The organism is Acidovorax sp. SUPP950 (assembly GCF_030158935.1).
Lineage (GTDB): Bacteria > Pseudomonadota > Gammaproteobacteria > Burkholderiales > Burkholderiaceae_C > Paracidovorax.
The window spans coordinates 21257-41811 of the sequence record NZ_BQXE01000008.1 but is presented as its reverse complement, the minus strand read 5'-3'; the positions used below and the strand labels follow the sequence as shown (position 1 = coordinate 41811).

Sequence of the window (20555 nt, the reverse complement as noted above, 5' to 3'; positions counted from 1 at the left end):
GACGCCCATGCCCGACACCGCCCACCGCCCGCCGGCCCGCTTCGTGCGGCTGGCCGAGACCGATCGCCCCCCGATCGCCCTGACGATCGATGGCCTACCTGCCGCCGCGCTCGCTGGCGACACCCTGCTGGTGGCGCTGCTGCAGCACGGGCGGCGGGTGCGCGACAGCGAGTTCGGCGACGGCCCGCGCGCGGGCTTTTGCCTCATGGGTGCCTGCCAGGACTGCTGGGTGTGGACGCCTTCGGGCAATCGGCTGCGCGCCTGCTCCACCCCGGCCGAAGCCGGCATGGAGGTGCTCACCCACCCGCCCGCGGCGCACTGGCCGGTGACGCCGGACCTGCGCGAATCGCTGGCGCGCCATGCGCAAGGGGACGCGGCATGAGCACCCCCACCGCCACCCCAGTCACTAACCCTACCGGCTCGCCCCGCATCGTGGTGGTCGGCACCGGCCCGGCCGGCGTGCGCGCCGCCCAGGCGCTGGTGCAGGCCGGCCTGCGCCCCACCGTGGTGGATGAAAGCCGGCGCGACGGCGGGCAGATCTACCGCCGCCAGCCCGAAGGCTTCAAGCGGCCCTACGCCAAGCTCTACGGCAGCGAGGCCGGCAAGGCCCAGGCGCTGCACCGCGACTTCGACGCCCTGCGCGCATCGGTCGATTACCGGCCCGACACCCTGGCCTGGAACGTGACCGCCGGCGAACTGCACGTGGTGCATGCCGGCGAGCCGCAGACGCTGCCGTTCGACGCGCTGCTGGTGTGCTCCGGCGCCACCGACCGCCTCATGCCCGTGCCGGGCTGGCACCGCGCCGGCTGCTACAGCCTGGGTGCCTCGCAGATCGCGCTGAAGGCCCAGGCCTGCGCCATCGGTTCGCAGGTCGTCTTTCTGGGCAGCGGACCGCTGCTGTACCTGGTGGCCTCGCAGTACGTGCAGGCCGGCGCGCGCGTGGCGGCGGTGCTCGACACCGCGCCCGCATCCAAGCCCTGGGCCGCCATCGCCGGCCTGCTGGCGCGGCCCACGCTCGCGCTGCGCGGCCTGGGGCTGATCCGCGGCCTGCGGGCGGCGGGCGTGCCGGTGCTGCAGGGCGTGGCGCCACTGTCCATCGACGGCGACGACCGCCTGGGTGTGCAGGCCGTGGCCGTGCGCGATGCACAGGGCCAGGAACGACGCTTCGAATGCGATGCGGTGGGGCTGGGCTGGCACCTGCGGGCCGAGACGCAACTGGCCGATCTCGCGCGCTGCGCGTTCGCCTTCGAACCCGTGAGCCGCCAGTGGCTACCCAGCATCGACGCGGACGGCCGCAGCAGCACACCCGGCGTGTACCTGGCGGGCGACGGTGTGCGCATCCTGGGGGCCGACGGGGCCGAGGCCGCGGGCCGCCTGGCCGCCCTGGCGGCGCTGGCCGACCTGAAGCATGCCGCCGGCAGCGCCCGCTACGGCCAGGAGGCGCCCGCGCTGCGCCGCACGCTGGGCCGGATGGACCGCTTTCGCGAGGGGCTGGCGCGGGCCTTTCCCTGGCCGCATGCGCAGGCCGCGGCGCTGCCCGATGCGGCCGTGGTGTGCCGCTGCGAGGCCGTCACCGCGGGCGAACTGCGCCGCTGCGTGACCGAGATGGACAGCCAGGAAGTGAACCGCGCCAAGGCCTTCAGCCGTGTCGGCATGGGGCGCTGCCAGGGGCGCTTTTGCGGCCATGCCGCGGCGGAGATCGTCGCGAGCGCCTGCCACGTTCCCGTGGAACAGGTGGGCCGCCTGCGGTCGCAGGCGCCGGTCAAGCCTTTGATGATGAACACGCGCGAGGTGCAGGCATGAACCACGGCAGCCAGAACGCCACGGCGCACGACACCGACGTGCTGGTGCTGGGCGGTGGCCTGATGGGCACCACCACGGCCTTCTTCCTGCGCCAGCACGGCCTGTCCGTCACGCTGCTGGAGCGCGAGCTGGTGGGCCGCCAGGCCAGCGGCACCAATTTCGGCAACGTGCGCCGCCAAGGGCGCGAGCTGCACCAGATGCCGCTGGCCAACCGCGCGCGCGCCGTGTGGGGCCGCATCCGGTCGCTGCTGGGCGAAGACGCCGAGTTCGTGCCCTACGGCCACCTGCGCGTGTGCTACACCGAAAAGCAGGCCGCGGTGCTCGAAAAGCACGCGCACGACGTCAAGCCCCTGGGGCTTGATCTGCAGCTGTTCACCGCCGAGCAGTTGCGCCAACGCTGGGGCATCTTCGCGCCCGGCGTGGTGGCGGGGTCCTACTCGCCCCAGGACGGCCACGCCAACCCCCGCCTGGCCGGCCCGGCCTTCGCCCGCGCGGCGCGCCGTGCGGGCGCGAACATCGTCGAGCATGCCGAGGTGATGCAGGTGGAGCGCGACGCCAACGGCTTCGTCGCCCACACGGCCGATGGGCGGCGCTTTCGCGCCCCGCAGATGCTGGTGGCCTGCGGCGCGTGGTCCAACCGCATGGCCGAGCAGTTCGGCGAGCCCGTGCCGATGGAGGCCCGCGGTCCGCAGATGGGCGTGACCGAGCCCCTGCCCTACGCGCTCGGGCCGTCCATCGGCCTGTCGTCCCCCATCGAGACCGAGGGCCTGTACTTCCGGCAGATTGCGCGCGGCAACATCGTCTTCGGCGGCGGCCTGAAAGGGCCCGCGCATGCCGACCGCATCCGCGCCTATGTGAAGCCCGACAACGTGCTGCGCCAGCTGCGCGAGCTGCGCCGCTTCGTGCCGGCGTTCGAGCACGTGCAGCTGATCCGCGTGTGGAGCGGCATCGAGGGCTACACCCCCGACTGGCAACCGGTGATGGGGCCGAGCGCCAAGGTGGCGGGGCTGCACTACGCCTTCGGCTTCAACGGCGAGGGCTTCGCCATCAGCCCCGGCGTGGGCGAGACCATGGCCGAACTGATCGCCACGGGCCAGACGTCGATTCCGCTGGCGCCCTACTCCATCGGCCGGTTCGCGGCATCGCAGCCGGCGCAGCAGGCCGCCTGACAGGCCCGCGTCACGCCCGTGGCCGGCCGGCCAGGGGTGCATGCCGCTCCATGAGGCCAGCCACCCACTCAATGAACACGCGCAGCCGCGGGCTGACGTGCCGGTGCGGCGCATACGCGATGTACAGCGGCATCGGGTCCAGGCGCCAGTCCTGGAACAGCCGCACCAGTTCGCCCCGCTCCAGGGGCTCGCGCGCCAGGTAGTCCGGCAGCCACAGCACGCCCAGGCCCGCCACGCCGGCCGCCAGGTACGCGTTGCCATCGTCCACCGAGAACACATGGCGGCCCCGCACCGCCAGGCGCTCGCCCTCGCGGTGCATGGCATACGGCAAGGCCTTGCCGGTGCGCGCCCACAGAAAGCCCACCGTGCGGCGGTGCGAGTTCTCCAGTTCGTTCGGGTGCAGCGGCGTGCCCGCGCGCTCAAGGTAGCCGGGCGCGGCATACACGCCCAGCTGCAGGTCGCCCACGCGCCGCGCGACCAGGGACGGATCGGTGGGCTCGCCCCCGCGCACCACGCAGTCCACGTTCTCGCCGATCAGGTCCAAGATGCGGTCGCTCACGCCCATGTCGATCTGGATGTCCGGGTACCGGGCGTGGAAGGCCGGCAGCGCCAGCACCAGGATGGCGCGGGCCAGCGGGCTGGGCACGTCCACCCGCAGGCGGCCCCGGGGCAGCGCGGAGGCGCTGGACAGGCTGCCCTCGGCATCGTCCATGTCGGCCAGCAGGCGCACCACGCGGTCGTAATAGGCCGCGCCGTCGGCCGTGACGTTGACCTTGCGGGTCGTGCGGTTCAACAGCTTCACGCGCAGCCGCGCCTCCAGCTGCTGGACGAGCTGGGTCACGGTGGTCTTGCTCATGTGCAGGGTCTCGGCCGCCTTGGTGAAGCTGCCGGCCTCCACCACGCGGGCGAAGGCCTGCATTGCATCGAAACGGTCCATGGGCGCTGTGCTTTCGGTGGCGGTGGCGGAGGGATTGTTTGGAGTCTACAAACAGTGATGGGTGGACTGGGCCCTTTATCCCCCGCACGCCGCTGCCTACAGTGCCTGCATCGCCAACCACCGGGCGGCTTCGCCCCGATGAACCTTTGATGCATCCCACCAGCACGCCCCAACGCGACGTCGTCTTCCCCGCCGGGCGCCGCGCGCTCTACGACCGCAACCGCTATTCGCCAGCGGTCCGCTCCAACGGCTTTCTGTTCGTGTCGGGCCAGGTCGGCAGCCGCGAGGACGGATCGCCCGAGCCCGACCTGCCGGCGCAGGTGCGGCTGGCGTTCGACCACCTGAACGCCATCCTGCACGCGGCCGGCTGCACCTTCGACGACGTGGTCGATGTCACGGTCTTCCTCGTCGATCCCGAATCGACGTTCGAGACGGTGTGGGCCATCGTGCCGGAGTACTGGGGCGACGCGCCCCACCCCACGCTGACCGGCGTGGGCGTGACCTGGCTCTACGGCTTCCAATTCGAGATCAAGGTGATCGCGAAGCTGCCCGCGCCGAGCGGCGACGGACCTGCACGCCCCTGAACGCAGGCGCCGGTGGAGGCTTTACGCCGCCAGCACCACGAACACCTTGCGCAGCGTTTGCGTCACATGCCACTCGCCCGTCGTGTTCGACGGGAAGAACAGCGTGTCTCCGGCTCGAATGGATTGCGGCTCGCCGCCCGTGGGCGTGAAGGTGCAGGCCCCGGCCAGGATGTGCATGACCTCGGCATTGGCCAACTGGCGCTCGAAGCGGCCGGGCGTGCATTCCCACAGCCCCGAGCGGTTCTCGCCCGCGCCCTGCAGATCGACGTCGATGCCGCTGAACTCGCACGGCGGCAGGGTCAGCGGACGGGCGGGCGTGCCCTGGTGTTCGAAGCCGCCGAGGGTGGCGGACTGGCGCAGCACGGTGATGCTCATGGGATGGTCCCTTGGGTCGATGAAGTGGATGGAAGGAATCGAAGTGCGGCGCCGGGGCGATGCCAGGCTTCAAGCCCGCATCAGGTGGGCGCCAGGGCGCGCGCCGCCACCTCGCAGAACCAGCGCACGCCCAGCGGCAGCGCGTCGTCGTTGAAGTCGTAGCACGGGTGGTGCAGCGCGCGCTCGCCGTCGGGCCCGGGCTCGGCGCGGCCCTGGCCGAGCCACAGGTAGGCGCCCGGGCGGCGCTGCAGCATGAAGGCGAAGTCTTCCGAGGTGAAGGCGGCGCGCGGTGCCACGCCGGCCTGCAGGCCGATGGCGAGTGCGGCCTGCAGTGCCAGATCCGCCTCGGCCGGGGTGTTCACCGTCGCGGGGTAGTAGCGCAGGTAGGTCACCTCCACCTGCGTGCCGCTGGCCAGGGCAATGCCCTCGGCGGTGGCGCGCAGCGCGGCCTCGATGCGGTCTTGCGATGCGGCGTCGAAGCTGCGCACCGTGCCGGTGATCTGCACCTCGGCCGGCAGCACGTTGTGGCTGTGTCCGCCCTCGATGCGAGTGACCGACAGCACGGCCGACTCGCCGGGGTCGATGCGGCGCGCCACGATGGTGTTGAGCTGGGCCACCAGCTGGCTCGCGGCCAGGATGGCATCGGGCGTGTGGTGCGGCTGCGCGGCATGGCCGCCGCGCCCGCGCACGGTGATGTCGAAGCGGTCGGCCGCGGCCATGATGGGCCCGGGCCGGGTCTGGGCGTGGCCCAGCGGCAGGTCGGGCCAGTTGTGCAGCGCGTAGACGCTGTCGCACGGAAAGCGTTCGAACAGGCCGTCCTCGATCATCCTGCGCGCGCCGCCCTGGCCTTCCTCGGCGGGCTGGAAGATGAAGTGCACGGTGCCGTCAAACACGCGCGTGCGCGCCAACTGGCGCGCCGCACCGATCAGCATGCTGGTGTGGCCGTCGTGCCCGCAGCCGTGGTGTGCGCCCGGGTGGCGGCTGGCATGGGCGGCCGTGCCCAGTTCCACCATGGGCAGCGCATCCATGTCGGCGCGCAGGCCCACGCTGCGGGGCCCGCTGCCGCAGCGCAGCGTGCCGACCACGCCCGTGCCGCCGATGCCTTCGTGCACCTCCAGGCCGAGCAGCCGCAGCGACTGCGCCACGATGCCGGCCGTGCGCCGCTCCTGAAAGGCCAGCTCGGGGTGCGCATGCAGGTCGCGCCGCAGGGCAATGAGCTCGGGCAGCAGGTCGGCCACCGGCCGGGCGATGCCCTCCAGGCCCTCCAGGGCGGGCAAGCGCTCGTGGCCGTCCAGGCTCATTGCCCCGCCTCCACCGCGTCGGCCAGCTGGGCCAGCGTGTGGAAGTGGTAGTCCGGCACGGTGTGCTCGGATTCGATGGTGCCGCCCGAGTCCTTCATGCCGTGCCGCCGTTCGATCCAGCAGGTGGTGATGCCCAGCCGCTTGGAGATGCCGATGTCGTGGTACTGGCTCTGCGCCACGTGCAGGTTGTCGGCCTGCCGGTAGCCCCAGGCGCCCTCGTAGCGGCCGCGGGCATAGGCGAAGTAGCGCGCGTCGGGCTTCTCGCACATCGCGTCGTCGCAGCTCAGCAGCAGGTTGAAGGGCGAGCCCAGGGCTTTCTGGAAGTGCTCCAGCGCCCAGGCCTGGGCGTTCGTCATCGTCACGAGCTTGAAATGCCCGCGCAGGCGCTGCAGCGCCTGTACCGAGTCGGGGAACGCCGGCCAGTCGGCCACCGAGTCGCGCAGGCCGCGCGCCAGCGCCTCGCTGTCGGGCAGGCCCAGCGACGGCGCGATCGCATGCCAGCAGCGCTCCAGGTCGTCGGGATAGGCCCAGGTGTCGCCGCTCTTGCGGGCGGCGCGGTAGGCCGCGAGGAACGCCTCGTCGGTCACGGGGCTGCCGGGCACGGCCCGGCGCAGATAGGCGAGCATGCCGCCCTCGAAATCGATGAGGGTGCCGACCACGTCGAAGGTCAGCACTTTGAAATCACGCAAGGCCATGGGTCGCACTCCAGACAGCAGGAAACGGCGGAAAGCCGGCCACCGCAGGAAACGGCAGCGGCCACAGAACATTCACGGCCGAGCTTAGAACCGCGGCCGCCCCGCGTGGCACTGAAGCGGGGGCCGGCGACAGCAGCAAGTTGCGTTGTCCGGCGCATGGCGAAAGATTGTTTGCAGCCCCCCCCCGGCCGCGCCGTCCTTCGCGGCGTCAGAACAGGCTGCCCTGCCCCCGCGCCAGCCCGGGCCGGTACTGCGACAGGTCCAGCTCCACGCGCTGGCGGTTCAGGCCCAGGCGCCGGCACGCGGTGGCGAACCGCTGGCGCACCAGGTCGGCCCACAGCCCCGTGCCCTTCATGCGCGTGGCGAAGTCGCTCTGGTAGCTCTTGCCCGCCGCGCGGGCCTCGGCGCTCAGGCCGTGCAGGTCCTGGATGCGGGCCATCACGCGCGCCGCGCGCTGCGGGTAGTGCAGCGCCAGCCACTCGCGCATGAGCGGCGCCACCTCCCAGGGCAGGCGCACCACGGTGTAGAAGGCGGTCGTGGCGCCGGCATCGCGCGCGGCCTCCAGCACCTGTTCCATGTCTTCGGTGATGAACGGGATCTGCGGCGCCACGCTCACGCCCACGGGCACGCCGGCCTCGGCCAGCGCGCGGATGGTGCGCAGGCGCCGGTGCGGCGCGGCGGCGCGCGGCTCCAGGCGGCGGGCGAGCGCGGCGTCCAGCGTGGTGATGGTCACGTAGGCGGCGGCCAGGCGGTCGCGGGCCAGGGGGGCGAGCAGGTCGAGGTCGCGCTCCACCCCGCTCGACTTGGTGATGACCGAAAACGGGTAGCGGGCCTCGCCCAGCACTTCGATCAGCCCGCGCGTCAGGCGCAGCTCGCGCTCCACGGGCTGGTAGCAGTCGGTGGCCGATCCGATGTTGAGCAGCTGCGGCACATGCCCGGGCCGGGCCAGTTCGCCGCGCAGCACCTCGGCGATGTTGTGCTTGGCGATGATCTGCGTCTCGAAGTCCAGCCCCGGCGACAGGTTCAGGTAGCTGTGCGTGGGCCGCGCGTAGCAGTAGATGCAGCCGTGCTCGCACCCGCGGTAGGGGTTGACCGAGTGCTCGAAGAAGATGTCCGGCGAGTCGTTGGCGCAGATGGCGCTGCGCGCGGTCTCCAGCACCACGTGCGTGGCCTGGGGGGCGGCGGCGTCCGGCCCTTCGCCGGGCCCGGCCCAGCCATCGTCGAAGGCGTCGCGCGCATCGCGCAGGAAACGGTGCGGGATCCGCGTCGCGGCGCCCCGCCCCTTGATGGCGTGCAGTGGGATCTGGAATTCGGACATGGACGGCGCCTCGGCTGCGGGCTGGGCCAGGGGCGGCGCCGGTTCGACACCTGCCTGCGGCCAGCCAAAGACTGTATATAAACACAGATATTAGCGCCGTTCGCTCGGGATGTCTCCCGCCCCTTGGCCGGGCGCCGTTCGCCCCGATGCCGTGGGCCTGCACTGGCCCGGGCGACCGCCTGCGGTCAGGCGGCCAGGGAGAGGCGGCGCAGCAGGCCGCGCAGGTGCATGCGCTGCAATTGCACATCCAGCGCCTGCAGCGCGCGGCCTTCCTCGGTGAAGCCCGTGATCCGGGCGCAGACCGGGCCGCCCTCCTCCTCCACGGCGGTGGTGCCCGTCAGCAGGCCAGCGGCGCGCAGCAGCTCGAAATGCTGGATTTCCTCGGGGTCGGAGGTGGTGAACGGCAGGGGCTGTTCCGCCACCTTGCCCAGGAACACGACGTTCATATGCGCACTTTCTTCACAGGGCTGGCGCGCGCACCGGCCGGAACTCGGGGATCGAATCCGTGGCGCCAAGGCTGCCGCCCTCAGGGAAGGCACACGGTAGGCCACAACGCGGTGCAGCACAAGCACGGCCGGACAGGAGGTCACGGTGCTGCGCTCGGCAACGGTTTGGGTGTTTTTGGCCTCCAGCACAATCAACACTAAGGCATACCGCTATTAATTTAATAGCAAAATGGAACGAGACCGCAACTGGTGCCCTCCCGCCGCGCCCATCCCGTGGCCCCTGCGTTGCGGGCCCGCCACCCCCGGCGTCGTGCCGATGCGCCGTTCGGCGCGCCGTGGCTCAGTCGGCCGCCACGGGTGGGGCGGCCGCCGGCCCCGGGCCGGTGAGCGCCATCAGCACGTCGGCATACCAGGCGCAGTTCAGGCCCAGCGATTCGTCCTGCACCAAGTCGCGGGTGCTCATGTCCATGCGGGTCGAGTGCACGCCCAGCAGCTGCCACGGCAGCGGCGCCGGGCCCGCGCCCAGGCGCCGGCGCAGCACCGGGGCGCCGCTGCTGCCGCGGTGGGTGCGGGCATCGGTCAGGAAATAGCCCTGCTGCTGGAACCGCACGCCGTAAGCCGAGGCCACCGAGGCCGAGCGCACCACGGGCAGGCGGTGTACCGTGTCGTGAAACCCCAGCGGAAACCCGATCACGACCAGCGCATCGCCGACCTGGGGCGGATCGCCCGCGGCCTGCAGGTGGCTGGCGTCGAACGCCTCGAAGACGCAGCCCTCGGGCAGGCGGGCGGTGTCGATCTCGATAGCGGCCACGTCCACCTCCCCCCCGCTGTCCACCGCCTGGCGCCACAGGCCCAGGCCGTCGCGGTACAGCGGCAGCGAGAACACGGCGACGCGCGTGAGGTCCTGCGGATGCAGGTGCAGGTCGATTTCGATGCGGTCCGGAAAATGGGCGCTGGGCGCGTCGGCCAGCACGTGCCGGCTCGTCACCAGGAAAAGCCGCCCGTCGCGCCGGAAGAAGAAGCCGCTCGCGCCCGTCAGCGAGCGCGGTCCGTCGAACGTGCTGATGCGCGTGCTGGTGAGCAGCACGGATTCGGTGGCCGGGGCCTGGGACTGCGCCACGGGTCCGGACTCGGACTCGGCCAGCGGCGCCGGCGTGCCAGGCAGCGCGGCGATCACGCCGTGCATGCGGGCGGCGTCGCGCTCGAAGGTGGACAGCACATGGTCGGAGATGGGGGCGTGGAGCATCACGGTCCGGGCCGCTTCGACGTGCGCGTCGAACGACCGCGCCAGGGTGCCGTGCGCCCCGGACGGCAGGGCATCGAGCAGGGCCGGCAGCAGCGCGTCGATGGCGATGAGGCTGCCCTTGAGTTCGCAGATGCGCTCGGTGACGTCTTGCAGGTTTTTCATGGGGATGCGCCTTCCAAAAAAAGAAAACGCGGCCAGGGCCGCGTTTCGGGAGAGGTGCGGCCGGGGCGGACACCGCCCGGGCCTGGCGCCTTATTCGACGGCGCGGATGTTAGACGCCTGCGGTCCCTTTTCGCCTTGCGTCACTTCGAACTGCACGCGCTGGCTTTCCGCCAGGGTCTTGAAGCCGCTGCCACCCTGGATTTCGCGGAAGTGGGCAAACAGGTCCTTGCTGCCGTCATCGGGGGCGATGAAGCCGAAGCCCTTGCCATCGTTGAACCATTTCACGGTGCCGGTTTGTGTCGTCATATCGATTCCTTTTCAAGTTGCCGCGGCGCGAACGTGCCTGCGGCGCAGAGACGCCAAGAAAATCATCGATGGGATATTCGACAACATCCGCCGGCAGGGCGCCGGCGGGCAACTGGGGAGCGACCTAGGGAGTGACGGTCTTGCACATGTCTACGCGGCCCATGGTACACCCGTTCCCGCAACCGCCGTGGCGCCGCGCCGCGCTCACGGCAAAAGCCGCTCGTACTCGCGCTGCACGAGCCGGTGGCATTCGCAGCTGCGGCGCAGCAGTCCATCGATGTCCAGCACGGTGATGCGGCCACGGCGGTAGCGGATCAATCCGGCCTGCTGCAGGTGCCCCGCCGCTTCCGTCACCCCCTCGCGGCGAACGCCCAGCATGTGGGCGATGAGCTCCTGGGTCACCACCACGTCCGGGCCCTCCAGGCGATCGAGGCTGGTCAGCAGCCAACAGCAAAGTTGCTGGTCCAGCGAGTGGTGGCGATTGCACACGGCCGTCTGCGCGATCTGCGCCAGGAGCGCCTGTGCGTAGCGCAGCAACTGCCGCTGCCACGCGGCGGACTGCTGCAGCACGTCCAGCAGCGCATGGGCCGGCACGCGCCAGCCGCGGCCTGCGCACTGCACCACGGCGCGGTGGGGCATCGATTCGCCGCCCAGCACGATGCACGCGCCCACCATGCCCTCGAAGCCGACCACGGCGACCCCCGCGCAGCCGCCGTCTTCCAGGCGGTGCAGCAGCGAGACGATGGCGGTGGTGGGAAACACCGCATGGCCCACGCGCTCGCCCGGCTCGCCGAGCACCTGGCCCACGCCGAGGCTCACGGATTCGAGGTCGGGTTGCAGGCGCTGCCACTCGGTGTCGCCCAAGGCGGCGAGCAGGCGGTTGCGCCGGGGTTCTTCACGGTGGGGCATCGCATTCTCCAGAAAGCCGGATGCATCAGCGATGGAACAGCCACCGGCAACGATTCGCCCGGTTCAGTATAGGGCGCGGCCCGGGCCCGGCCTGTGTGTGCCAGCGCACAGACAGGCGGGCGGGCCGGCGATAGCCTCGCAGGCCAAGCGGTGCCAAGTCTTTCGCCGCCCTCTTTGGCTTTCCTTGCGCGCTCCACCCCATGCCCGCGCCGGTGCACCCACCGCCCGGCGGCATGCGATCACCCCCCACCTTTTCGGAGTTCCCCATGTCACAGCCTCCCTTTTTCCACGAAGCCTCGGGAACGGTGCGCTTCTGGGTCGAGGTCCAGTCGCAATGGATCGGCGCCAGCGTCGGCAAGGATGCCCTGCACTACCGCTACAGCCCCGGCAGCGCGGACGAGGACCCGATGGACACCTACCGCAGCCACGCCCCCGAGATCGAGGCCGCAGCGCGCCGCCGCGTGGACCAGGGCGCCATCGAGCCCGTGATGCTGCGCGAGTTCGACCTGCGCGCGCCCTAGAGCGGCCGGCCGCGCACGCGCGCCCTCTTTCGCCCCACCTTCCGTTGCCCGATCCGCCGTTCAGTCGCCTGGGCGCACCACCGCCCACAGCCCACCGAAAGGCACCATGACCCCCTTCCTCCAACGCCTCCTGTTTCGCGGCAGCGATGCATCGCTGTGGTCCGGCTCGGCGCCGGTGCGCGGCGAACTGTTCGGGCTGGAGCGCCTGGAGCAGCACGCCCAGAGCCTGGCCGCCGCGCAAGCCGTCAGCGCCAGGCCTCCGGCCGTCGCCCCGCTGCGCCGGCGCCTGGACGACAACGCCCGGGTGCTGCTGGCCGCCTACCGCGCCAGCGCGGCCGAGCTGGAGGCGGGCCGGCGGGTCGTGCCCGCCGCCGAGTGGCTGCTGGACAACTACCACCTCGTCGAAAAGCAGGTGCGCGACATCCGGGGCGATCTGCCGGCCGACTACTACCGGCAGCTGCCCAAGCTCGCATCGGGCCCCTTCGCGGGCTATCCCCGGGTGCTGGGTCTGACCTGGGCCTTCGTGGCCCACACCGACAGCCATGTGGATGCGGGCACGTTGCGGGCCTTCCTGCAGGCCTACCAGCGCGTGCAGTCGCTGACCATCGGCGAGCTGTGGGCGGTGGCGATCACGCTGCGCATCGTGCTGATCGAAAACCTGCGCCGGCTGGTGGACCAGATGACCGTGGGACGCGCCGCGCGGGCCGACGCCGACCGGCTCGCCACGCACCTGATGGCCCTGGGCTCTGCCCGCTCGGCGCTGGACGAGGACATCGCCGCGCGGTCGCCCCTGGCGCTGTCCGAACTGTTCGCCGCCCAGCTTGCCAAGCGGCTGCGCGACCACGACCCGCGGACCATGCCGGCGCTGGGCTGGCTACAGGAGCGCCTGCAGCAGCAGGGCACCACCATCGACGAAGTGGTGTCGCATGCCCAGCAGCGCCAGGGCGCCTCCAACGTCACCGTGCGCAACGTGATCACCAGCCTGCGCCTCATGTCCGACATCGACTGGGCCGACCTGTTCGAAAGCGTGAGCCTGGTGGACGAGCGGCTGCGCGAAGGCAGCCACTTCGCCGCGATGGACTTTCCCACGCGCAACCTCTACCGCGACGCCATCGAGCAGTTGGCCCGCCGGTCCCGCCATTCGGAACTGGATATCGCCGAGCACGCGCTGGCCGCCGCGAAGGCCGCCGCCAGGGCCCCGGGTGCAGAGCGCAGCGACGGCGGCGACGGCGCCGACGACCCCGGCTACCACCTCATTTCCGGGGGGCGCAGGGCGCTCGAGCAGGCCATCGGCTTCCATGCGCCGCTGCACTGGCGCCTGGCGCGCCTGCGGGGCGAGCACAGCCTGCGCGGCTACGTGGGCGCCATCGCGCTGACCACGGGCGCGCTGTGCGCCGCGGGCTGGCTCGTGCTGCCCGTGGGCGCGGGCGCGTGGCTGACCGCGCTGTGGCTGCTGGGCCTGCTGCTGCCCGCCTCCGAGGTCGCCACCAGCCTGGTGCACCGGCTGGTGGCCTGGCGCCTGGGCGCGGCGCCCCTGCCCGGGCTGGAGCTGGCCGGGGGCATTCCGGCCTCGATGCGCACCCTGGTGGCCATGCCCACGCTGTTCACCAGCGCGGCGGACCTGCTGGAGCAGATCGAGCGGCTGGAGGTGCACTATCTGGCGGGCGGCGAGGGCGACATCGCCTTCGCGCTGGTGGCCGATGGCGTGGATGCGCCCACGCAGGACCTGCCCTCCGATGCCCCCCTCGTCGCACTGGCCGAGCAGGCCATCGCGGCGCTGAACCTGCGCCACGGCCCCGCGCCGCAGGGGCCGCGATTCCTGCTGCTGCACCGCCGCCGCCTGTTCAATGCGGCGGAGAGCACCTGGATGGGATGGGAGCGCAAGCGGGGCAAGCTCCATGAGCTGAACCGGCTGCTGCGCGGCGCGGCGGACACCAGCTTCGTGCCCACCCCGGCCGTGCCGCAGGGCGTGCGCTACGTGATCACGCTGGACGCCGACACGCGGCTGCCGCGCGACGCGGCGCTGCGCCTGGTGGGCAAGATGGCCCACCCGCTCAACCGCCCCCGGTTCGATCCGGTGTCGCAACGCGTCGTGGGCGGCTACGCCATCTTGCAGCCGCGCATCACGCCCTCGCTGCCCACCGGCAGCCAGGGCTCGTTCTACCAGCGGATCTCCTCCAGCCCGGGCGGCATGGACCCCTATGCGATGGCCATCTCGGACGTCTACCAGGACCTCTTCGGCGAAGGCTCGTACACCGGCAAGGGCATCTACGACGTGGATGCCTTCGAAGCATCGCTGCAGGGCCGGGTGCCGGACAACACCCTGCTGAGCCACGATCTCTTCGAAGGCACTTTCGCGCGCGCCGGCCTGGCCTCCGACATCGAACTGATCGAGGAAGCCCCCGCCCGCTACGACGTGGCCGCGCGGCGCCAGCACCGCTGGACCCGGGGCGACTGGCAGCTGCTGCCCTGGATCGCCGGCCACTGGAGCGGGCCCCAGGCCGTGTCCGCCGTGGGGCGCTGGAAGATGATCGACAACCTGCGCCGCTCGCTGCTGGCGCCATCGGCGCTGCTGGCGCTGGGAATGGCCTGGGCGATGCCCACGGCGCCCGCCGCCGTCGCCATGCTGCTGGTGCTGCTGGTACTGGCCATTCCTTCCTGCCTGCCGTTGCTCTCCAGCGCCTGGTCGCACCGTCCGGGCGTGCGGCTGCGCAGCCAATGGCGGGTGCTGGCCGCCGATGCGCGGATGGCCTGCGCCCAGACCGTCCTGGCCTGGAGCCTGCTGGCGGACCAGGCCTGGCGCATGGGCGATGCCCTGGTGCGCGCGCTGGCCAGAATGTTCGCCACCCGCCGCCACCTGCTGGAATGGACGACCGCGGCGCAGTCCGGCCAGCGCCCCCGGCCGGGCGTGCGGGGCTTTTACCGGCAGATGGCCCCGGGCATGGCGCTCGGCCTGGCCCTGGCAATAGCTTCCATCGCGGCGGCGCCATCGCACTGGGCGGCCACGCTGGCGCTCCTGCTGCCGATGGTGTCGCTGTGGCTGGCGGCGCCCGCCCTCGCCGCATGGGCCAGCCGGCCGCCAGGCACGGCGCCCCTGCTCGATCTGCAGCCCGCGCAGGCCCTGGCGCTGCGCCGGATCGCGCGGCGCACCTGGCGCTACTTCGAGACCTTCGTGACGCCGGCGGACCACATGCTGCCGCCCGACAATTTCCAGGAAACGCCCCGGCCCGTGGTGGCGCGCCGCACCTCGCCGACCAACATCGGCCTGTACCTGCTGGCGACGGCCGCGGCGCGCGATTTCGGCTGGGCCGGCACGCTGGAGACGGTAGCGCGCCTGGAGGCGACGTTCACCACGCTGCAGCAGCTGCAGCGCTTTCGGGGCCACTTCTTCAACTGGTATGGCACGGCGGACCTGCGCGCGCTCGATCCGCCCTACGTGTCGTCGGTGGACAGCGGCAATCTCGCCGGCCACCTGATCGCCCTGGCCAACACCTGCGACGAGTGGCGGGCCCAGGGCGGCCCCTGCGCGGAAGTTCGCACGGGCATCGGCGACGCGCTGCAGCTGGCGCGTGCGGGCCTGCCGGGCCTGGCCAGCGCGCGCGGCGTGCCCCTGGCGCAGCGCATGGGCGAGCTGCTGGACGGCATGGCCGCCCTGATCGATGGCCCCCTGCCCCTGCGGGAACTGGCGCCCGCGCTGGGCCGCCTGGCCGACAAGGCGGCCGGCGCGGCGACGCCGGCGGGCTCGGTGGACGGCGATCCGGGCGTGGACGAAATGCTGTTCTGGACCCGCGAGATCGCTCGCGTGGCCGCGGCGCACGCCGAAGATGCCCTGGCGCCCACCCCGGCGCCGGCACTGGCTCAGCGGCTGCAGGCACTGGCCGGCACGGCGCGTGAGATGGCCCTGGCCATGGATTTCGCGTTCCTGATGCACCCGGAGCGCAAGCTGCTGTCCATCGGCTACGCCCTGGTGGAGCAGCGCCTGGACGAGAACTGCTACGACCTGCTCGGGTCCGAGGCCCGGCTGGCGAGCCTCTTCGCCATCGCCAAGGGCGATGCACCCACCCGCCACTGGTTCCGCCTGGGGCGTGCTGCCACGCCGCTTGCGGGCAGTTCGGCGCTGATCTCCTGGTCCGGCTCGATGTTCGAATACCTGATGCCCTCGCTGGTCATGCGGGCGCCCGCGGGCAGCCTGCTGGAGCAGACGAACCGCCTGGTGGTGCAGCGGCAGATCGCGTACGGGCAGGCGCTCGGCATTCCGTGGGGCATCTCGGAGTCCGCCTACAACGCGCGCGACCGGGAATTTACCTACCAGTACTCCAACTTCGGCGTGCCGGGCCTGGGCCTCAAGCGCGGACTCGGCGACAACCGCGTCATCGCGCCGTACGCCACCGGCCTGGCTGCCATGGTGGAGCCGCGCGCGGCGCTGCTGAACTACGAGCGCCTGGCCGCCCTGGGCGCGCTGGGCCACCATGGCTTCTACGAAGCGCTGGATTTCACGCCCACACGCCTGCCCGAGGGGCAGCCGGTGGCCATCGTGCGCAACTACATGGCCCACCACCAGGGCATGACCATCGTGGCCTTGCTCAACGTGCTGAAGGACGGCCGCATGCGCGAGCGCTTTCACCGCGAGCCCATGGTCCAGTCCAGCGAACTGCTGCTGCAGGAGCGCACGCCGCGCAACGTGGCGGTGGACCGGCCGCGCGCCGAAGAAGTCAAGGCCTCGCTGGACGGCGGCGTGGGCCAGCCACCCACCGTGCGCCGACTGGTGGCCGGAGCGCCGGGGCCGGTCACGCACCTGCTGTCCAACGGCAGCTACACGGTCATGCTCACGGCCGCCGGCGCGGGCTACAGCCGCTGGCGCGGGGTGGCGGTGACCCGCTGGCGCGAGGACGCCACGCGGGATTCGCACGGCAGTTTCATCTACCTGCGCGATGTGCACAGCGCCCAGCTCTGGTCGCCCACCACCCAGCCCCTGGGGGCCAGCCACCACCACGGCGACGTTCTGTTCGGCGAGGACCACGCCACGTTCTCGCACCACGACAAGGGCCTGCTCACCACGCTGGATGTGCTGGTGTCCGGCGAGACCGACGGCGAGGTGCGCCGCATCTCGCTGGCCAACAGCGGGCGCCGGGCGCGCGAGATCGATGTGACCTCCTATGCCGAGGTGGTGCTGGCGCCGCAGGCCGCGGACGACGCGCATCCCGCGTTCTCCAAGCTCTTCGTGCTGACCGAGTACCTGCCGGAATTCGGCGCGCTGATCGCCACGCGCCGGCCGCGCACGCCGCACGAGCCGCAGGCATGGGCCGGGCATTTCGCGGTGCTGGAAGGCGAGATCACCGCGGCGCCCCAGTACGGCTCCGACCGCGCGGGCTTCCTGGGCCGGGGACGCGACCCCGCCACCGCCGCCGCCGTGCTGCAGGACCTGCCGCTGTCGGGCGCCGTGGGCACGGTGCTGGACCCGGTGTTCGCCCTGCGCCAGCGGGTGCGCGTGGCACCGGGCGGGCTGGCGCGCATCGCCTTCTGGACGGTGGTGGCATCGACCCGCGCGGGGCTGCTGGACCTGATCGATCAGCACCACGAGCGCAGCGCCTTCGACCGCGCCGCCACGCTGTCGTGGACGCAGGCCCAGGTGCAGCTGCGCCATCTGGGAGTGGACGGCGAGGAAGCCGCCGACTTCCAGCGCCTGGCCGCCCCGCTGCTGTATGCCGACCGCCGGTTCCGCGCCCATCCCGAGACCCTGCTGCAGGGCGCCGGGCCGCAGTCGGGGCTGTGGCCGCACGCGGTCTCCGGCGACCTGCCCATCGTGGTGCTGCGCATCGACGACATCGAGGACATGCCGCAGGTGCGGCAATTGCTCACGGCCCACGAATACTGGCGCATGAAGCAGCTGAGCGTGGACCTGGTCATCCTCAACGAACGCGCGTCTTCCTACGTGCAGGACCTGCAGGTGGCCATCGAGACCGCGGTGCGCAGCAGCCAGGCGCGCCCGGCCATGGCGTCGGGCCTGGCGCAGGGCGCGGTCCATGTGCTGCGGGCCGACCTGCTCGGGGTCCAGGGGCGCGCGCTGCTGCAGTCGGCGGCGCGCCTGGAGCTCGTCGCGCGCCAGGGCCCGGTCGCCGACCGGCTCGCCCGCATGGCGCCGCCCGCCCCGGGCGCGGCACCGGCCCCCGCCAGGCCGGCCTGGGTGCCGCCGCCCTCCCCACTGGTGCCTGGTGCGGCACCCGCCCCAGCGGCATCCGACGACCTGGAGTTCTTCAATGGCCTGGGCGGATTCGCCCTGGACGGGCGGGAGTATGTCGTGCGGCTGGGCCCGGGCCAGGCCACCCCGGCGCCCTGGATCAACGTCATCGCCAACCCGGGGTTCGGGTTCCAGGTGTCCGAGCGCGGCAGTACCTGCACCTGGTGCACCAACAGCCGCGAGAACCAGCTGACCCCGTGGTCCAACGACCCGGTGAGCGATCCGTCCGGAGAAGCGATCTACGTGCACGACGAAGCCACGGGCGAAGCGTGGACCGCCACGGCGCAGCCGCTGGGCGACGATGGCCTGTACGAAGCGCGCCATGGCCACGGCTACAGCCGGTTCGCGCACGCGGCGCGCGGCCTGGGGCTGGAGTTGCTGCAGTACGTGCCCGGCGAGGACCCCGTCAAGATCTCGCGCCTCACCCTGCGCAACACCTCGGGCAAGGCCCGGCGCCTGACCGTCACGGCCTATGCCGAATGGGTGCTGGGCACCTCGCGCGGCGCGTCGGCGCCGTTCATCGTGACCGCGGTGGATGCCGGCAGCGGCGCCCTGCTCGCCCACAAGCCCTGGGACATGGCGTTTGCCGGCCGGGTGGCCTTCGCGGACCTGCGCGGTCAGCAGACGGCGTGGACGGCCGACCGCACGGAGTTCCTGGGCCGCCACGTCGGGCCCGGGGCGCCCGCCGCGCTCACAGGCCATGTGCCGCTGTCGGGCCGCACGGGCGCCGGGCTCGACCCCTGCGCGGCGCTGCAGTGCGTGGTCGAACTGGCTCCGGGGGCCTCGGTGGAGGTCGTGTCCCTGCTGGGGCAAGGCGACTCGCTGCAGGCCACGCAGGCGCTCATCGCCCGCTACCGCACCTGCGATCTCGATGCCGTGCTGGCGCAGGTGACCGCAGGCTGGCGGCAGACGCTGGGCGCGGTGCAGGTGCGCACGCCCGACCGGGCCATGGACATCCTGCTCAACGGCTGGCTGCTCTACCAGACCATCGCCTGCCGGCTCTGGGCCCGGGCGGCCTTCTACCAGGCCAGCGGCGCCTACGGGTTCCGCGACCAGTTGCAGGACGGGATGGCGCTGCGCTTCACCCACCCGGAGCAGACCCGCGCGCACCTGCTGCGCGCCGCCGGCCGCCAGTTCCCGGAAGGCGACGTGCAGCATTGGTGGCTGCCGCACTCCGGCCAGGGCGTGCGCACCCGCATCTCGGACGACCGCGCCTGGCTGGCCTATGCGGCGGCGGAGTACGTCGCCACCTCGGGCGATCGCGCCGTGCTGGACGAAGCCGTGCCCTTCCTCGAAGGCCCCGCATTGCAGCCCGGCGAACACGATGCGTTCTTCCAGCCCATGCCGTCCGGGCAGTCGGCCTCGCTGTTCGAGCACTGTGCCCGCGCGCTGGACCAGTGCATGGCGCTCACGGGCCGGCAGGGGCTGCCGCTCATCGGCACCGGCGACTGGAACGACGGCATGAACCGCGTGGGCGCCGAAGGGCAAGGCGAGAGCGTGTGGCTGGGCTGGCTGCTGATCCGCACCGTCGCCCTCTTCGCGCCGCTGGCCGAAGGCCGGGACGACGCCCGGGCCGCGCTCTGGCGCGCGCACGCGGAATCGGTGCGTGCCGCCATCGAGGCGGTGGCATGGGACGGCGCCTGGTACCGCCGCGCCACCTTCGACGACGGCACCTGGCTGGGCTCGCAGGACAGCGGGGAGTGCCGCATCGACGCCATCGCCCAGGCCTGGGCCGTGCTGTCGGGGGCCGCCGACCCGGCAAGGGCCGCCCAGGCCATGGATTCGCTGGAGCGGCACCTGATCCGCCAGGACGACGGGCTCGCGCTGCTGCTGGCCCCCCCGTTCGACCAGATGCCGCGCGACCCGGGGTACATCAAGGGCTACCCGCCCGGCCTGCGCGAGAACGGTGGCCAGTACAGCCACGCCGCCATGTGGTCCATCCTCGCCTTCGCGCAGCAAGGCGATGGCGACCGGGCCGCCGCGCTGTTCCGGCTGGTGAACCCCATCCTGCACGCCAGCACGCCCGAGCAGGTCGCCCGCTACCGGGTCGAGCCCTACGTGGTCGCGGCCGACGTCTATGCCGTGCCCCCGCATGCCGGGCGCGGCGGCTGGACCTGGTACACCGGCTCGGCCGCCTGGATGTACCGCGCGGGCATCGAAGGCATCCTGGGGCTGCGCCGCGAAGGCACGGCGCTGCGGGTGCGGCCCTGCATTCCTGCGGACTGGCCGGGGTTCGAGGCGACGGTCACCATCGGCACCAGCCACTGCGCGATCCGCGTCGCCCGTACCCCGGGCGCCGGCGGCCCGCCGCAGGCCTGGCTGGACGGTGTCTCCGTGCCCTGCGAAGACAGCGGCGTGCGCGTGCCGCTCGACGGTGGAGGGCATGATTTGCTGCTGACGCTCTGATCGCGGTGCGCCCCGTGCACCAAAGCCCGCCCATACTGTATTTAAATACAGACACTCAGTACACTCTGGCCCACCATGGATTTCGCTCTGTGGCACAGTCGGAGGGCACGCCTGCAGGCAACCCGCCCGGCACTGCGCA

Annotated in this window: 15 protein-coding genes; 6 read left to right on the top strand and 9 right to left on the bottom strand. The window is 72.1% G+C overall.

Annotated features, from left to right (window positions below):
* Nucleotides 1-7: 7 nt before the first annotated feature.
* The 3 genes from AVME950_RS21845 to AVME950_RS21835 are packed head-to-tail and all read left to right on the top strand — an operon-like array spanning nt 8 to nt 2972.
* Nucleotides 8-382 (top strand): (2Fe-2S)-binding protein, encoded by a 375-nt coding sequence (locus AVME950_RS21845; RefSeq protein ID WP_284431436.1) that lies wholly within the window; start codon nt 8-10, stop codon nt 380-382.
* Complete coding sequence (locus AVME950_RS21840) at nt 379-1803, top strand: FAD/NAD(P)-dependent oxidoreductase (RefSeq protein ID WP_284431435.1); 1425 nt, start codon at nt 379-381, stop codon at nt 1801-1803. The genes AVME950_RS21845 and AVME950_RS21840 overlap by 4 nt, the downstream gene beginning before the upstream one ends.
* Nucleotides 1800-2972: an NAD(P)/FAD-dependent oxidoreductase gene (locus AVME950_RS21835; protein WP_284431434.1), complete on the top strand. Its 1173-nt coding sequence runs from the start codon at nt 1800-1802 to the stop codon at nt 2970-2972. Before AVME950_RS21840 ends, AVME950_RS21835 begins: the two co-directional genes overlap by 4 nt.
* Before the next feature lie 10 nt (nt 2973-2982).
* Here the strand turns inward: AVME950_RS21835 and AVME950_RS21830 are convergent, their stop codons facing one another.
* A complete protein-coding gene (locus tag AVME950_RS21830; RefSeq protein WP_284431433.1) occupies nt 2983-3909 on the bottom strand; it encodes a LysR family transcriptional regulator in 927 nt (308 codons plus the stop codon).
* A 149-nt stretch (nt 3910-4058) separates the two neighbouring features.
* Between AVME950_RS21830 and AVME950_RS21825 the strand changes: the two genes are divergently transcribed.
* The gene (locus AVME950_RS21825; protein ID WP_284431432.1) at nt 4059-4493 is read left to right on the top strand and encodes a RidA family protein; all 435 of its coding nucleotides are present in this window, start codon (nt 4059-4061) and stop codon (nt 4491-4493) included.
* A 21-nt stretch (nt 4494-4514) separates the two neighbouring features.
* On the opposite strand, the gene AVME950_RS21820 is transcribed toward AVME950_RS21825, so the two are convergent.
* The 8 genes from AVME950_RS21820 to AVME950_RS21785 form a co-directional block, all read right to left on the bottom strand.
* Nucleotides 4515-4868: a cupin domain-containing protein gene (locus tag AVME950_RS21820; RefSeq protein WP_284411872.1), complete on the bottom strand. Its 354-nt coding sequence runs from the start codon at nt 4866-4868 to the stop codon at nt 4515-4517.
* An 80-nt stretch (nt 4869-4948) separates the two neighbouring features.
* Nucleotides 4949-6169: a M20 aminoacylase family protein gene (locus AVME950_RS21815; protein ID WP_284431431.1), complete on the bottom strand. Its 1221-nt coding sequence runs from the start codon at nt 6167-6169 to the stop codon at nt 4949-4951.
* A complete protein-coding gene (locus AVME950_RS21810; protein WP_284431430.1) occupies nt 6166-6864 on the bottom strand; it encodes an HAD-IA family hydrolase in 699 nt (232 codons plus the stop codon). Before AVME950_RS21810 ends, AVME950_RS21815 begins: the two co-directional genes overlap by 4 nt.
* A gap of 208 nt (nt 6865-7072) precedes the next feature.
* Nucleotides 7073-8182, bottom strand: a complete 1110-nt coding sequence (locus AVME950_RS21805; RefSeq protein WP_284431429.1) for a PA0069 family radical SAM protein — start codon at nt 8180-8182, stop codon at nt 7073-7075.
* A 185-nt stretch (nt 8183-8367) separates the two neighbouring features.
* Entirely contained in the window at nt 8368-8628 is a 261-nt protein-coding gene (locus AVME950_RS21800; protein WP_272568362.1) for a hypothetical protein, read from the bottom strand.
* Between the two features lie 340 nt (nt 8629-8968).
* Complete coding sequence (locus AVME950_RS21795; RefSeq protein ID WP_284431428.1) at nt 8969-10036, bottom strand: S1 family peptidase; 1068 nt, start codon at nt 10034-10036, stop codon at nt 8969-8971.
* Nucleotides 10037-10126: 90 nt separating this feature from the next.
* Nucleotides 10127-10342 (bottom strand): transcription antiterminator/RNA stability regulator CspE, encoded by a 216-nt coding sequence (cspE, locus tag AVME950_RS21790; RefSeq protein ID WP_272552015.1) that lies wholly within the window; start codon nt 10340-10342, stop codon nt 10127-10129.
* A 204-nt stretch (nt 10343-10546) separates the two neighbouring features.
* Nucleotides 10547-11251 (bottom strand): Crp/Fnr family transcriptional regulator, encoded by a 705-nt coding sequence (locus AVME950_RS21785; protein WP_284431427.1) that lies wholly within the window; start codon nt 11249-11251, stop codon nt 10547-10549.
* 266 nt (nt 11252-11517) lie between these two features.
* On the opposite strand from AVME950_RS21785, the gene AVME950_RS21780 reads away from it, so the two are divergent.
* Both AVME950_RS21780 and AVME950_RS21775 read left to right on the top strand, forming a co-directional pair.
* Nucleotides 11518-11772 carry a DUF1488 family protein gene (locus AVME950_RS21780; RefSeq protein WP_284431426.1) on the top strand — a complete coding sequence of 85 codons (255 nt, stop codon included), beginning with the start codon at nt 11518-11520 and terminating at the stop codon, nt 11770-11772.
* Nucleotides 11773-11878: 106 nt separating this feature from the next.
* On the top strand, nt 11879-20416 hold the full coding sequence (locus AVME950_RS21775) for a glycoside hydrolase family 94 protein (protein ID WP_284431425.1): 8538 nt from the start codon (nt 11879-11881) through the stop codon (nt 20414-20416).
* The last annotated feature ends 139 nt before the right edge of the window (nt 20417-20555 follow it).

Excerpts from the sequence above, each read along its gene's own strand:
- AVME950_RS21845 (WP_284431436.1), top strand. The coding sequence starts at position 8 with ATGCCCGACACCGCCCACCGCCCGCCGGCCCGCTTCGTGCGGCTGGCC.
- AVME950_RS21840 (WP_284431435.1), top strand. The coding sequence starts at position 379 with ATGAGCACCCCCACCGCCACCCCAGTCACTAACCCTACCGGCTCGCCC.
- AVME950_RS21835 (WP_284431434.1), top strand. The coding sequence starts at position 1,800 with ATGAACCACGGCAGCCAGAACGCCACGGCGCACGACACCGACGTGCTG.
- AVME950_RS21830 (WP_284431433.1), bottom strand. The coding sequence starts at position 3,909 with ATGGACCGTTTCGATGCAATGCAGGCCTTCGCCCGCGTGGTGGAGGCC.
- AVME950_RS21825 (WP_284431432.1), top strand. The coding sequence starts at position 4,059 with ATGCATCCCACCAGCACGCCCCAACGCGACGTCGTCTTCCCCGCCGGG.
- AVME950_RS21820 (WP_284411872.1), bottom strand. The coding sequence starts at position 4,868 with ATGAGCATCACCGTGCTGCGCCAGTCCGCCACCCTCGGCGGCTTCGAA.
- AVME950_RS21815 (WP_284431431.1), bottom strand. The coding sequence starts at position 6,169 with ATGAGCCTGGACGGCCACGAGCGCTTGCCCGCCCTGGAGGGCCTGGAG.
- AVME950_RS21810 (WP_284431430.1), bottom strand. The coding sequence starts at position 6,864 with ATGGCCTTGCGTGATTTCAAAGTGCTGACCTTCGACGTGGTCGGCACC.
- AVME950_RS21805 (WP_284431429.1), bottom strand. The coding sequence starts at position 8,182 with ATGTCCGAATTCCAGATCCCACTGCACGCCATCAAGGGGCGGGGCGCC.
- AVME950_RS21800 (WP_272568362.1), bottom strand. The coding sequence starts at position 8,628 with ATGAACGTCGTGTTCCTGGGCAAGGTGGCGGAACAGCCCCTGCCGTTC.
- AVME950_RS21795 (WP_284431428.1), bottom strand. The coding sequence starts at position 10,036 with ATGAAAAACCTGCAAGACGTCACCGAGCGCATCTGCGAACTCAAGGGC.
- cspE (WP_272552015.1), bottom strand. The coding sequence starts at position 10,342 with ATGACGACACAAACCGGCACCGTGAAATGGTTCAACGATGGCAAGGGC.
- AVME950_RS21785 (WP_284431427.1), bottom strand. The coding sequence starts at position 11,251 with ATGCCCCACCGTGAAGAACCCCGGCGCAACCGCCTGCTCGCCGCCTTG.
- AVME950_RS21780 (WP_284431426.1), top strand. The coding sequence starts at position 11,518 with ATGTCACAGCCTCCCTTTTTCCACGAAGCCTCGGGAACGGTGCGCTTC.
- AVME950_RS21775 (WP_284431425.1), top strand. The coding sequence starts at position 11,879 with ATGACCCCCTTCCTCCAACGCCTCCTGTTTCGCGGCAGCGATGCATCG.